The following is a 13,539-nucleotide window of genomic DNA, read 5'->3' as shown; positions in this document are numbered from 1 at the left end:
GGAATCCGTGCGCATACTTCCCTGATCACGAGCCGGTCACGATGACCCGCCGGACGGCGCAGGCGCTCTTGCCGCCCTTGTGCGGCCCGGCGTAGACCGGACCGCACGGAACAGTGTTCTGACGTTCAGCGGAGAACGACGAACGGGGAAGTGATGCGTGGCAACAGCAACACCATCCGGACACACAGGGCCGTCACCACGGTCGCCGCGCTGCTCGCGGGAGCCCTCGCGCTCACCGCCTGCTCCGGCGGCGACGACAAGAAGGGCAGCGGCGACACGAGCGGCGGGGCCACCGCGAGCGGCTCCGGCGTCACCCTGCCGAAACTGAACGGCGCGAGCCTGGAGGTCGCCGCCGTCTGGACCGGCACCGAACAGGCGAACTTCAAGAAGGTCCTGGCGGAGTTCGAGAAGCGCACGGGCGCGAAGGTGACGTTCGTGCCCGCCCAGGACCCGATCATCAACTTCCTCGGTTCGAAGATCGCGGGCGGTCAGCCGCCGGACGTGGCCCTGCTGCCGCAGCCGGGCGCGATCAAGCAGGCCGTGGACAAGAAGTGGGCCAAGCCGCTCGGCCCGGACGCGCTCAAGGAGCTGCAGAAGAACTACTCGCAGGGCTGGCAGGACATCGGCAAGGTCGACGGCAAGCAGTACGGCGTCTACTACAAGGCCGCCAACAAGTCGCTGATCTGGTACAACGCCAAGGCCTTCGAGAACGCGGGCGCCAAGGAGCCGAAGACCTGGCAGGAGCTGCTGACCGCCGCGCAGGCGGTGTACGACTCCGGTGTCACCCCGTTCTCGGTCGGCGGCGCCGACGGCTGGACGCTGACCGACTGGTTCGAGAACGTCTATCTGTCCCAGGCCGGGCCTCAGAAGTACGACCAGCTCGCCCAGCACAAGATCAAGTGGACCGATCCCTCGGTGAAGCAGGCCCTGACCACGCTGGCCCAGATCTGGGGCAAGAAGGACTATGTGGCGGGCGGCGCGGACGGCGCCCTGCAGACCGAGTTCCCGAACTCCGTCACGCAGACCTTCACCGGCGGGGACCAGCCGAAGGCGGCGATGGTCTACGAGGGCGACTTCGTCCAGGTCAACATCGGTGACACCAAGGCGAAGGTGGGCACGGACGCGAAGGTGTTCCCGTTCCCGGCGGTCGGCTCGACCGCGCCGGTGGTCTCCGGCGGTGACGCGGCCGTCATCCTGAAGGACTCCAAGGCGGCGCAGGCGCTGGCCACCTTCCTGGCCTCCCCGGACGCGGCGACCATCCAGGCCAAGCTCGGCGGCTACCTCTCGCCGAACAAGAACGTGCCGGACTCGGCCTACCCGAACCCGGTGCAGCAGAAGATCGCCAAGGCGCTGATCGCGTCCGGCGACGACTTCCGCTTCGACATGTCCGACCAGGCCCCGCAGGCCTTCGGCGGCACCCCGGGCAAGGGCGAGTGGAAGGACCTGCAGGACTTCCTGAAGAACCCGAAGGACGTGGCGGGCGCCCAGGCGAAGCTGGAGAAGGACGCGGCGGCGGCCTACGGGAACGGGAGCTGATCCGGCGATGGCGTCGGCAGCGGCGGCCGGGACCCCACCGGGCCCCGCCGCACCGAAGCGCCGCAGGAGCGTGACCGGCACCCGCAAGGCGGTGGCAGCCCTGTTCCTGCTGCCCGCGCTGGTGCTGCTGGGCGCGCTCGTGGTCTACCCGATCGGGTACTCGCTCGTCCGCAGCTTCTACGACGCCTCGGGCGACGGCTTCGCCGGCATCGACAACTACAAGGCGCTGTTCACCGACGACGGCATCCGCACCGCCCTGAAGAACAACATCATCTGGGTGGTGTTCGCGCCGACCGTCTCCACGGCCCTCGGTCTGGTCTTCGCGGTGCTGACCGAACGGGTGCGCTGGGGCACGGCGTTCAAGCTGGTCGTCTTCATGCCGATGGCGATCTCGATGCTGGCGGCCGGGATCATCTTCCGGCTGGTGTACGACCAGGACCCGGACAAGGGTGTCGCCAACGCGGTGTGGGTGGGCGTGCACGACACCTTCGCCCAGTCGTCGGCGTTCCCGAAGGCACACCCGAGCCGTGAGTCGCCGCTCGAACCGGACCAGGGCGGCTTCATCACCTCGGCCCCGGTGCACACCGGGCAGACCATCACGCTCCCGCTGGTCGGCGTCGCCCCCGACCAGATGCCCGACGGCGCGAAGAAGGCCGTGGCGGCGAAGCCGGAGCCGGGGAAGATCACCGGCACCACCTGGCAGGACTTCACCCGCGGCAAGGGCGTCGGGAAGCTGGGCGTGCCCGACCCGTCCGAGCTGGGCTACGCCGGGATGCGGATCGAGGCGGTGAAGGACGGCAAGGTGGTGGCGTCCGCCGAGGCGGCCGGCGACGGCACCTTCACGCTGCCCGCGCAGGCCGACGGCGCCCGGCTGAGGCTTCCCGCGAACAACTTCAGGGAGCCGTACAACGGCGTCGACTGGCTCGGCCCGTCGCTGGTCACCCCGGCCATCATCGGGTCGTACGTGTGGATGTGGGCGGGCTTCGCGATGGTGCTGATCGCGGCCGGGCTCGCGGGCGTGCCCCGGGAGCTGCTGGAGGCCGCGCGCGTGGACGGTGCCAACGAGTGGCAGGTGTTCCGCCGGGTCACCGTGCCGCTGCTCGCTCCGGTCCTGGCGGTCGTCACCGTCACGCTGATGATCAACGTGCTCAAGGTGTTCGACCTCGTCTACATCATCGCGCCGGGCTCCTCCCAGGACGACGCGAACGTGCTGGCCCTGGAGCTGTACCGCAAGGGCTTCGCGGAGGGCCAGCCGGGCATCGCGAGCGCGATCGCGGTGTTCCTGCTGCTCCTGGTGATCCCGGTGATGCTGTTCAACATCCGTCGGCTCAGGCGGGAGGTGCGGCGATGACGACCGCTCCCGGAAGCACCGCTGCCGGAAGCATGGGAAAGGTGGCCCCCGCCGACATGACCGTGAAGGCCCGGCAGTCGCTCGGTTCGAGGATCGCCGAGCGGCTCAGCGGCGGGCTGGTCCGTGTGTTCCTCATCCTCGTCGGCCTGTTCTGGCTGGTGCCGACCATCGGTCTGCTCATCTCCTCCCTGCGCACGCCGGAGGACATGAGCGCGAGCGGCTGGTGGAAGGTGTTCACCCAGCCGTCCCAGCTGACCTTCGAGAGCTACCAGAAGCTGCTGGAGAACGGCGACATCACCGGCTCCCTGGTGAACACCGTGCTGATCACGGTCCCGGCGACGATCCTGGTCGTGGTGATCGGCTCGCTCGCGGGCTACGCGTTCGCGTGGATGGAGTTCCCGGGCCGGGACTGGTGGTTCCTCGGCGTGGTCAGCCTGCTCGTCGTCCCCGTGCAGGTGGCACTGATCCCGATCGCCGAACTGTTCGGCAACATCGGCCTGTTCGGGACCATCTTCGGGGTGATCCTGTTCCACGTGGGTTTCGGCCTGCCGTTCGCGGTGTTCCTGCTGCGGAACTTCTTCGCGGAGATCCCACGGGAGCTGCTGGAGGCGGCCCGCCTCGACGGCGCCGGTGAACTGCGTCTGTTCGCGCGGGTGGTGATGCCGCTCGGCGGGCCCGCGATCGCGAGCCTCGGCATCTTCCAGTTCCTGTGGGTGTGGAACGACATGCTGGTCGCGCTGGTGTTCACCAAGTCGAGTTCGCAGCCGATCACGGTCGCCCTGCAGACGCAGGTACGGCAGTTCGGCAACAACATCGACGTGCTGGCGCCGGGCGCGTTCATCTCGATGGTGATCCCGCTGGTCGTGTTCTTCGCGTTCCAGCGGCAGTTCGTGTCCGGGGTCATGGCGGGCGCGGTCAAGTAGCAGCAAAAGGGCCACTTTTCGAGGGGCGGGTCTTCAGAGGCCCGCCCCTCTCCGTTCACCCGGCGTCCCCCATATGCCGTACGAACCGTAACCAAATGACTCCACCGGCCGTTCCCGGGCAGAACGCCCGCGCCGACCGACCCATGGATGTCCCTTGCCCAGGTTCAGTGTCATTGTCCCCGCGTACAAGGTCCAGGCGTACCTCTCCGAGTGCCTGGACTCGGTGCTCTCCCAGTCGTATCCCGACCTCGAACTGATCGCCGTGGACGACTGCTCGCCCGACGCCTGCGGCGCCCTCATCGACGAGTACGCCGCCCGCGACGCGCGTGTGAAGGCCGTACACCTGGCCGAGAACCAGGGCCTGGGCCGCGCCCGCAACGCCGGTATGGTCCGGGCGACGGGCGACTATCTGGTCTTCCTGGACAGCGACGACACGCTCACACCGGACGCGCTGCGCTCGATCGCCGACCGGATCAAGGAGACCGGCGAGCCGGACGTCCTGGTCTTCGACTACGCGCGCACCTACTGGAACGGCACGGTGGAGCGCAACAAGGTCGCCGCCCACCTCACCGAGCAGGGCCCGGCGCCCTTCCGTCTCCAGGACCGCCCGGGGCTGCTGCGGGTGCTGATGGTCGCCTGGAACAAGGCGTACCGGCGGGAGTTCGTCGAGAAGCAGGACTTCCGGTTCCCCACCGGCTACTACGAGGACACGCCCTGGACCTTCCCGGTCCTGATGGCGGCGGAGTCGATCGCCACCCTGGACCGGGTGTGCGTGCACTACCGGCAGCGGCGGCAGGGCAGCATCCTGCGCACCACCAGCCGCAAGCACTTCGACATCTTCGTGCAGTACGACCGGGTGTTCGCGTTCATCGACGAGCGGCCCGAACTCGACCGGTGGCGAGGTGTGTTGTTCCGCCGCATGGTCGACCACTTCTCCACCGTGTTCACCAAGCGGGACCGGCTCCCGCACGGCACCCGGGGCGAGTTCCTGCGCAAGGCCCGCGCACACTACCGCCGTTACAAGGCCCGGGGCGCCTCCGTCCCGCTGCGCACCCGGCTGCGTCACGGCCTCGTCCGCTTCGGCCTGCACCGCACCTACCGCGCGCTCCAGCTGGCGATGTCCGCCCGCCGCCGTGCCCTCAAGGCCACCGTCAAGCTCGCCCGGGCCGTCCGCGCGGCCGTCCTCCAGCTGCACTACCGCGTCCAGCTGCGCCTCCCGCTGCGCGCCGACCGGGCCGTCTTCGCCGCCTACTGGAACCGGGGCCACGGCTGCAATCCGGGCGCCCTGGAGAAGGCGTTCCGCACCCACGCCCCGCACATCCGCACCGCCTGGATCGCCCGCCCCGAGCACCAGCACACCGTCCCGCCGGGCCCGCTCCGGCTGCGCCCGGGCAGCTTCGCGTACTGGACGGCGCTGGCCCGCTCCAAGTACCTGGTGAACAACGTCAACTTCGACCGCCGGCTGAGGAAGCGCCCCGGTCAGGTCTTCGTCCAGACCCAGCACGGCACCCCCCTCAAGCACATGGGCCTCGACCTCCAGGAACGCCCGGCGGCCGCCGGTGACATGGACTTCGAGGAGCTTCTGCGGGGCGTCGACAAGTGGGACTACGTGCTGTCCGCGAACCGCCACACCACCCTGACCTGGGAGCGCGTCTACCCCGGCCGCTACACCACGCTGGAGTACGGCTATCCGCGCAACGACGTGTTCCAGCGGGCGACGTCGGCCGACGTGGCCCGGATCCGCGAGTCGCTCGGCATCCCCAAGGGCACGGTCGCGCTGCTGTACGCCCCCACCCACCGCGACTACCAGCGCACCCAGCGCCCCGCCCTCGACCTGGACCGGATTGTGCGCCGGCTGGGCCCGCGCTTCGTGATCCTGGCCCGCGCCCACTACTGGCACCCCGGCCCGCTCGCCGAGGGCGCCGCCCGGGTCGTCGACGTCGGCGACCACCCGGACATCGCGTCCCTCTGCCTCGCCTCGGACGCGCTGATCACCGACTACTCGTCGCTGATGTTCGACTACGCCAACCTGGACCGGCCGATCGTCGTCCACACCGAGGACTGGGACGCGTACGACGCGGCCCGGGGCACCTACTTCGACCTGCGCGACTTCCCGCCGGGCGCGGTGGCCCGCAGCGAGGACGAGCTGATCGACATCTTCGCCACCGGCCACTGGCGCGGCTCGCGCTCGACGCAGCTGCGGGCGGCGTTCCGGGAGCGGTTCTGCCCGTACGACGACGGACGCGCCGCCGCGCGCGTCGTACGGCATGTCGTGCTGGGCGAGCCGGCGGGGCGGCCGGCGATCGTGCCGCTCGCCGAGCGCAAGCCCGTGCCCTCGGCCGCGGCGGCGCTGGACCGCTCCCCGCTCGCCACCGTGCCGCAACCTTCCGGCCCCCTCCCCGTCACCGAGAGCCGCTGAACAGCGTTGGTCCTACCGGGAGTTCCCATGCCCCTCGGCACGACACGGCCCACTCCGGTCCGGCCGTCCACCTGGCGTCCGGTCGGACGGCCCAGCCGCTTCCGCAAGACAACAGAAAGTACAGAATGCCCCGCTTCAGCATCATCGTCCCGTCCCACGGGGTCGCTGGTCGGCTGTCCCAGGCGCTGGACTCGGTCCTCGGCCAGTCCTTCGGCGACCTGGAGCTGATCCCGGTCTGCGACGCTCCCGACGCCCCGGCCGCCGCGGTGGCCGCCGCATACGCCGAGCGGGACTCCCGGGTGACACCGGTCAACTCGCCGCCGGCCGCCGGTCTGAGCGGGGCCCGCAACGCCGGGGTGCGGGCGGCGACCGGCGCGTACGTGCTGTTCCTCGACGGCGACGACCTGCTGCTGCCGGGCGCGCTGGCGGCGCTGGACGCGCGGCTGACCGAGACCGCCGGTGTCGACGTGCTCCATGTCGAGCACGAGCGGACGCCCTGGTGGGAGGGCGAGCCGAGCAATCCGGCGGCCCCGCTGCTGGCCGGGGCGCCGAAGGGAGCCTTCGCTCCGGACGTGTTCCCCGAGCTGACGGGCGTGCAGCTGCCGGCGTGGAGCGCCGCCTACCGCCGCACCTTCCTCACCGAGCACCGACTCGCCTTTCCCGAGAGCCACTTCACCGACCTGGGCTGGGGCGGGCTGACCACGATCGCCGCCGGGCGGATCGCGGTGCTGCGCCGGGTCGTCGTACGGCACCGGCTGCGCCGGCAGGGCAGCAGGCTCAACCTGCCCGGACCGCACCAGCACGCCCTGCTGGACCAGGTGGAGCTGGTACTGACCCGGGCGGCCGACAGCGGGCTGTCCGCCGAGCGGACCCATGCACTGTTCGAGCAGCTCTTCGGGCATGTGCTGAAGACGGCGTCCCGGCCGCAGCGGCTGCCCTCCGGACACCGGGCGTTCTTCCGCCGGGCCGGTCGGCTCTACCGGCGGCACCGGCCCGCCGGATACCACGCCCCGGGTGGCAGCCTCGGCGTGCAGCACCGGCTGCTGGCGGCCGGCGCGTACACCGCGTTCCGCGCGCTGCGCGGTGCCAACCAGGCGACGGCCAGGGCGGCCGAGACCGTGCCGCGCCCGCACATGCTGCGCACCCGGCTGCGCTACGCCCGCGACCTGCGCCGCTCCCTCGACCCCGACCTGGCCGTGTACTGCGCCTACTGGGGCCGCGGCTACGCCTGCAACCCGGCCGCGATCCACGCCAAGGCCCGTGAACTCGCCCCGCACATCCGCTCGGTTTTCCTGGTCGAGGCCGACCAGGCGCATACGATGCCGAAGGACGTCGAGTACGCGGTGATCGGCTCCCGCCGCTACTGGGAGGTGCTGGCCCGCGCCAAGTACCTGGTGAACAACGCCAACTTCGCCGAGGGCGTCGTCAAACGGCCGGGCAGCGTCCATCTGCAGACCCAGCACGGCACCCCGCTGAAGACGATGGGCGTGGACCAGTCGACGTACCCGGTGGTGGCCGCGCAGTCCGGCAGCTTCACCAGGCTGCTGGGCCGGGTGGACCGCTGGGACTTCAACCTCTCGTCGAACCGCCACTCCACCCAGATGTGGGAGCGCGCCTTCCCCGGTTCGTACGAGCACCTGGAGTACGGCTATCCGCGCAACGACGTCTACTACACGGCGACCGCCGACGACGTCGCCCGGGTCCGGCGCGAGCTGGGCGTGCCCGAGGGCAGCACGGCCGTGCTGTACGCGCCGACCCACCGCGACCACCACACCGGTTTCGAGACCGGCCTGGACCTGGAGGCGTTCTGCGAGGCGGCCGGCGAGGACGTGGTCGTGCTGCTGCGCGCCCACTACTTCTACGACGGGGGCCGCACCCGAAGCTCCGGGCGGATCGGCCGGATCATCGATGTCTCCGCGCACCGCTCCTCGGAGGACGTGTGCCTGGCGGCCGACGCGCTGGTCACCGACTACTCCTCGATCATGTTCGACTACGCCAACCTGGACCGGCCGATCGTCGTGTACGCCGACGACTGGGAGGTCTACCAGGAGACACGGGGCGTCTACCTCGACCTGCTGACCGAGCCGCCGGGCCCGGTCGCCCGCACGGTCGAGGAGCTGGCCCGTGTCTTCCGCGACGGCTCCTACGCGGGCCCGGAGGCGAAGGCGCAACGGGCCGCGTTCCGTGGGCGGTTCTGCCAGTTCGACGACGGGCTGGCCGCCGAACGCGTCGTACGGCGGGTGCTGCTCGGCGAGCCACCGGAGGCGATCCCGCCGGTGATCCCGCTCGCGGAGCGCATCCCCGCCCCCGCCGCCGCGATCCTCGTGAGGAGCTGACCCGCCGTGCCCCGCTTCAGTGTCATCGTCCCCTGTTTCAAGGTGCAGGGCTTCCTGCGCGAGTGCCTGGACTCGGTGCTGCTGCAGTCCTTCAGCGACCTCGAACTGATCGCCGTGGACGACTGCTCCCCCGACGGCTGCGGCGCGATCCTGGACGAGTACGCCGACCGCGACCCGCGCGTGAAGGTGCTGCACCTGCCGGAGAACGTCGGCCTCGGCCGGGCCCGCAACGCGGGTATGCCGCACGCCACCGGCGACTACCTGTTCTTCCTGGACAGCGACGACACCCTCACGCCGGGCGCGCTGCGCGCCGTCGCCGACCGGCTGGCGGACTCCGGTGACCCCGATGTGCTGGTCTTCGACTACGCGCGCACCTACTGGTGGGGCGGTACACGGCGCAACGTGCTCGCGCAGGTGCTCGCCGACGCCGGCCCGGACACCTTCACGGTCACCGACCGGCCGGAGATCCTGGACCTGCTGATGGTGGTGTGGAACAAGGTCTACCGGCGCGACTTCGTCGAGGAGCACGGCTTCGCGTTCCCGCCCGGGTACTACGAGGACACCCCCTGGACCTTCCCGGTCATGCTCAGTGCCCGGCGGATCGCCGCCCTGGACCGGATCTGTCTGAACTACCGGCAGCGCCGGCAGGGCAACATCCTGTCCACCACCAGCCGCAAGCACTTCGACATCCACGACCAGTACGAGCGGGTCTTCGCCTTCGTGGACGCGCACGAGGAACTGGCGGGCTGGCGGCCGTATCTGCACCGCAAGATGGGCGAGCACTGTCTGGACATCCTCGCCAAGCCGGACCGGCTGCCGCCCGCGGACAAGGCCGAGTTCTTCCGGCGGACGGCCGAGATGTTCCGCCGCCACCGGCCCGAGGGCGCCCTGGTGGACGGTGAGGTCGCCCTGCTGGAGGGCGGCTACCCGGCGTACCGGCTGAGGCGGCAGGCCGCGCGGGCGGGGCGCGAGGCCGGGCGGTGGACGGAGCAGCTGCGCCGGGCGGGCGCGCTGCGGGCCCGCCGCGGCTGGGCCGGGCTGCACGCGCACCGCCCGCTGGACCCGCACCTGGTGGTGTACTCGGCGTCCTCGCACCGGGGCGTGCTGGGCGATCCGGCCGCCGTGTACCTGAAGGCACGGGAGATCGCCCCGCAGCTGCGCGGGGTGTGGGTGGTCCGCGACGAGGAGGCCGCCGCGCAGCTGCCGCCCGACGTGGAGCACGTGCTCGTGGGCTCCCGGCGCTATCTGGAGGTCACGGCGCGGGCGAAGTTCTTCGTCAACGACGTCAACTGGCCCGGCTCACTGGCCAAGCGGCCCGGCAGTGTGCACCTCCACACCCACCAGGGCACCCCGCTGAAGTACATGGGCGCGGACCTGCTGGACAAGCCCGGGGCCCGGCTCGGGTTCGACGTGCCGCAGATGCTGCGGCGGGCCGACCGCTGGGACTACAGCCTGGTCGCCAACCGCCACTCCGAGCTGGTGTGGGAGCGTGCCTACCCCTGCCACTTCACCTCGGTGCACACCGGCAGCCCGCGCAACGACGTGTTGGTCGGCGCGGCGGACGGAGCCGGGGAAGCCGGCGCCGCGTTCCGGCTGCGGCACGGCATCCCCGAGGACCACCAGGTGGTGCTGTACGCGCCGACGCGCCGGGACTACCGGCGGGGCGGCCACGTGGACCGGATCGACCTGGCCCGGTTCGCGGCCGACCTGGGCAAGGACTGCACCCTCGTGGTCCGGCTGCACCCGACGCTGGCGACCGGTCCCGCGCGCGGGATGGGCCTGACCGAGCTGGCCCGGCGCGGGATCCTGGTCGACGCGACGGACGAGCCGCACGTCGAGGAGGTGATGCTCGCCTCCGACGTACTGGTCACCGACTACTCGGCCCTGATGTTCGACTACGCCAACCTGGACCGGCCGATCGTCGTCCACGCCGACGACTGGGCCGCGTACACCGCGAGCCGGGGCGCCTATCTCGACATCACCGCCGAGGCGCCGGGTCATGTGTCCCACTCCTACCGGGAGCTGGCCTGGCTGTTCGCCTCCGGGTCCTGGCGGGACGAGGAGGCGGCGCGGCTGCGGGCGGACTTCCGGGAGCGGTTCTGCGAGTTCGACGACGGCCGGGCCGCCGAACGGGTCGTACGGACGCTGCTGCTGGGCGAGCCGATGCCCGAGGGCGCTCCCGTGCGGATCCCGGGCCAGAACGTCGGAGGTGACCTGCTGGCCTCGACGTGAGGACAGGCAGGTCACCTCAGGTGGTGCCGGGTCGGCCCCGGGTCTTACTCGATGACGAGGTCGACCTCGATGTTGCCACGGGTGGCGTTGGAGTAGGGGCACACCTGGTGGGCGGTCTCGACCAGCTTGCGGCCGGTCGCCTCGTCCACGGTCGCGGGCAGCTCGATGCGCAGCGTCACCTTCAGGCCGAAGCCCTCGCCCTGCTTGCCGATGCCGACCTCGGCGGTGACGGCGGCGTCGCTGACGTCCACCTTCGCCTGGCGGCCGACGAGGCCGAGCGCGCTGCCGAAGCAGGCGGCGTAACCGGCGGCGAAGAGCTGCTCCGGGTTGGTGCCCTGGCCGTTGCCGCCCAGCTCCACCGGCATGGCCAGGGCGAGGTCGATCTTGCCGTCGGAGGAGACGGCACGGCCCTCGCGACCGTGGGTGGCGGTGGCGACAGCGGTGTAGAGCGCGTCCATGGAAGACCATCCCTCTCGAAGTCATGTGATCCGGCGGCTCCTGTCCGGCCGCCCTCACGACCACAAGTAGAGCACACAACTTAGTTGTGCACAACTAAATGGCTCACAAGAGCTACGCTGGAGGCATGACCGCCTCCCAGATTCCCGCCCCCGAGGCGGACTGGCTCCGCCTGGACCGCCAGATCTGCTTCTCGCTGCACGCGGCGTCCCGCGCCTTCAACAGCGTCTATCGCGTGATCCTCAAGGACCTCGGGCTCACCTACCCGCAGTACCTGGTGATGCTGGTGCTGTGGGAGCAGGGCGACCTGCCGGTCAAGAAGCTCGGCGAGCATCTGCGGCTGGACTCCGGCACGCTGTCCCCGCTGATCAAGCGGCTGGAGGGGGCCGGCCTCGTCCGGCGCGAGCGCAGCGCGCAGGACGAGCGGTCGGTGCAGGTGCGGCTGACCGAGGAGGGCGTGGCGCTGCGCGAGCAAGCCCTTCAGGTGCCGCGCCGCATCATGGCGGCGACGGGCTTCGACCTGGCGGAGATCGGCGAGCTGCGCGAACGCCTCGACCAGCTCACCACCGCGCTGGACGCGGCGGCACTGGAAGAGGCCGAGAGCTCCCGCTGACGACCGACCGGCGGACGTAGAGCCGCACGGTCACATCGCCCTGCACCGACTCCTCACCGGGCACGAACTGCTCCGCCAGCACGGCGAGTTTCGCTCGCTCGACGGGACTGCGCGGCCTCCAGCGCCCCGCGAGCAGATCCCGGTCGGCGACGACCCACACCCGATCGAGCCCGGCCACCCGCCGCAGCAGACTCTCCGCCCCGACCTCCCGCCCGTACAGACTCCCCGACCCGGCGCCCGACTCCGCCAACGCCACGTCCCGCACGCCTCGGAACGCCCCCGGATAGGCGAGAGCCGCGTTCCGCGTCTGCGCCGGCAGGAAGAGCACGGAATCCCCGTCCCCCACTTCCCGCCCGGCGACGCGCGCCACGACGGCCAGGTCGTCGGGGCGGCGGCCCGGGTCGCGGTCGTCTCTGAGGAGGGGGAGTTGGTGGGACAGCGCCAGGGCGATCAGGAGGACGCCGGTCAGGGGGAGGAGGGCGGAGCCGGGGAGGAGGCCGGTCTTCGAGAGCGGCGGCGGCTGAGGGGGCCTTTTCGACCCACCCGACTCACCGTCGTCGTGCGGGCAGTCGTTCCGCAGGGCGATGGGGGTCCCCCCGCTCGAGCGAAGCCGAGAGTGGGGGAGGGTGGGCACACGGCGACCACCCGGCCGCAGGCGCCCGACAACCCCGGCCACCCGCTCAGCCCCCGCCGCCACCAGCAACGGCGCCCCCGACAGGGCGTACAGCACGTACCGGTCGACGTACAGCGGCGAAACCTGCGACACCAGCATCAACACGGCCGGCGGCAGCACAGCCAACGGCAGAGCGACCCCCGCACAGGTCACCTCCCCGCGCCGCCCCACCAACCCCACGAGCCCCACCACAGCCAACCCCAGACAGGCCCAGTACACCCCGTCCGTCGGCCCCAGAAACACCCGCAGCAGCCCTCCCGCCGTCTCCCACGTCGGCTCCCGCAACCACGCCACCTGCGCCGACTGAGCCCGCGACACCAGCACCATCGGCACCAGCGCGACCCCCACCGCACCCGCCGCGCACCCCCACCCCCGCCACACCCGCGCCCCCACCCGGGCCAGCGCCAGCGACACCGCGTGGGCGAGCAGCAGCAGGACGGCGAACTCGTGCAGCCAGCAGGTGAGGCCGAGCACGACGCCGTACGCCCGCCAGGAACCCCCCTGCACGGCCCGGACGAACAGCAGCGTCGCCCCGGTGGCACCGGCCGCGACCAGGGCGTACGAGCGGCCCTCCTGTGCGTAGTGCCCGGCCATCGGCGTGATCGCGTACAGCAGCCCGGCCCACAGCCCGACACGCGGCCGCACCAGCCGCGCGCCGAGCCCGGCCACGAGACCCGCGGTCAGCGCCGCCGCGCACACGGACGGGAGCCTGAGGACGACCTCGCCGGGACGGACGCCGAGGACGGGATGCATGAGCAGGTAGTACAGGCCGTGCACCGCGTCCACCCCGTGCAGCAGCCGCCAGATCTGCGGCACCGTGCGGCGTGCGACCTGGAAGGTGACGGCCTCGTCCCGCCACATCCCGCCACGGTCCAGCCCCCAGAGCCCGAGCCCGAGCATGACCAGCGCGGGCAGGGACACGGACACACACACGGCGAGCGCGTTCCGCGCACTTCTCGCCGCGCGAGTCGTTGCACCAGGTGCATCCAGTGCACCCGGT

The 13,539-nt window shown here is 71.3% G+C and carries 9 protein-coding genes; 7 read left to right on the top strand and 2 right to left on the bottom strand.

The genetic code is table 11. The annotated features are described in order from the left end of the window. Nucleotides 1-153: 153 nt before the first annotated feature. From ACFY3C_RS03715 to ACFY3C_RS03690, 6 genes are all read left to right on the top strand, one after another. Nucleotides 154-1,536: an ABC transporter substrate-binding protein gene (locus ACFY3C_RS03715; protein WP_386581047.1), complete on the top strand. Its 1,383-nt coding sequence runs from the start codon at nt 154-156 to the stop codon at nt 1,534-1,536. Nucleotides 1,537-1,543: 7 nt separating this feature from the next. Continuing rightward, on the top strand, nt 1,544-2,887 hold the full coding sequence (locus ACFY3C_RS03710; protein WP_390769571.1) for a carbohydrate ABC transporter permease: 1,344 nt from the start codon (nt 1,544-1,546) through the stop codon (nt 2,885-2,887). A gap of 32 nt (nt 2,888-2,919) precedes the next feature. Continuing rightward, nucleotides 2,920-3,810, top strand: a complete 891-nt coding sequence (locus ACFY3C_RS03705) for a carbohydrate ABC transporter permease (protein WP_386581107.1) — start codon at nt 2,920-2,922, stop codon at nt 3,808-3,810. A gap of 154 nt (nt 3,811-3,964) precedes the next feature. Then, nucleotides 3,965-6,229, top strand: coding sequence for a CDP-glycerol glycerophosphotransferase family protein (locus ACFY3C_RS03700; protein ID WP_390769570.1), 2,265 nt, complete (start codon nt 3,965-3,967; stop codon nt 6,227-6,229). A 125-nt stretch (nt 6,230-6,354) separates the two neighbouring features. Then, nucleotides 6,355-8,565 carry a CDP-glycerol glycerophosphotransferase family protein gene (locus ACFY3C_RS03695; RefSeq protein ID WP_390769569.1) on the top strand — a complete coding sequence of 737 codons (2,211 nt, stop codon included), beginning with the start codon at nt 6,355-6,357 and terminating at the stop codon, nt 8,563-8,565. A gap of 6 nt (nt 8,566-8,571) precedes the next feature. Then, nucleotides 8,572-10,797, top strand: a complete 2,226-nt coding sequence (locus ACFY3C_RS03690; RefSeq protein WP_390769568.1) for a CDP-glycerol glycerophosphotransferase family protein — start codon at nt 8,572-8,574, stop codon at nt 10,795-10,797. Between the two features lie 44 nt (nt 10,798-10,841). Here ACFY3C_RS03690 and ACFY3C_RS03685 read toward each other — a convergent pair whose 3' ends face one another. Next, entirely contained in the window at nt 10,842-11,255 is a 414-nt protein-coding gene (locus ACFY3C_RS03685) for an organic hydroperoxide resistance protein (RefSeq protein WP_389175648.1), read from the bottom strand. 98 nt (nt 11,256-11,353) lie between these two features. On the opposite strand from ACFY3C_RS03685, the gene ACFY3C_RS03680 reads away from it, so the two are divergent. Then, the gene (locus ACFY3C_RS03680; RefSeq protein WP_390769567.1) at nt 11,354-11,866 is read left to right on the top strand and encodes a MarR family winged helix-turn-helix transcriptional regulator; all 513 of its coding nucleotides are present in this window, start codon (nt 11,354-11,356) and stop codon (nt 11,864-11,866) included. Here the strand turns inward: ACFY3C_RS03680 and ACFY3C_RS03675 are convergent. Further along, nucleotides 11,814-13,439, bottom strand: coding sequence for a glycosyltransferase family 39 protein (locus ACFY3C_RS03675; RefSeq protein WP_390769924.1), 1,626 nt, complete (start codon nt 13,437-13,439; stop codon nt 11,814-11,816). The genes ACFY3C_RS03680 and ACFY3C_RS03675 overlap by 53 nt on opposite strands. Nucleotides 13,440-13,539: the final 100 nt, after the last annotated feature.

The organism is Streptomyces sp. NPDC001410 (assembly GCF_042895235.1).
Lineage (GTDB): Bacteria > Actinomycetota > Actinomycetes > Streptomycetales > Streptomycetaceae > Streptomyces.
The sequence above is the reverse complement of the archived record's forward strand: the minus strand, read 5'-3'. Positions and strand labels throughout refer to the sequence as shown.

Bases quoted from the DNA above. Each gene is read 5' to 3' on its own strand.
- ACFY3C_RS03715 (WP_386581047.1), top strand. From the start codon at position 154: ATGCGTGGCAACAGCAACACCATCCGGACACACAGGGCCGTCACCACG.
- ACFY3C_RS03705 (WP_386581107.1), top strand. From the start codon at position 2,920: ATGGGAAAGGTGGCCCCCGCCGACATGACCGTGAAGGCCCGGCAGTCG.
- ACFY3C_RS03675 (WP_390769924.1), bottom strand. From the start codon at position 13,439: ATGCTCGGGCTCGGGCTCTGGGGGCTGGACCGTGGCGGGATGTGGCGG.
- ACFY3C_RS03710 (WP_390769571.1), top strand. From the start codon at position 1,544: ATGGCGTCGGCAGCGGCGGCCGGGACCCCACCGGGCCCCGCCGCACCG.
- ACFY3C_RS03685 (WP_389175648.1), bottom strand. From the start codon at position 11,255: ATGGACGCGCTCTACACCGCTGTCGCCACCGCCACCCACGGTCGCGAG.
- ACFY3C_RS03680 (WP_390769567.1), top strand. From the start codon at position 11,354: ATGGCTCACAAGAGCTACGCTGGAGGCATGACCGCCTCCCAGATTCCC.
- ACFY3C_RS03695 (WP_390769569.1), top strand. From the start codon at position 6,355: ATGCCCCGCTTCAGCATCATCGTCCCGTCCCACGGGGTCGCTGGTCGG.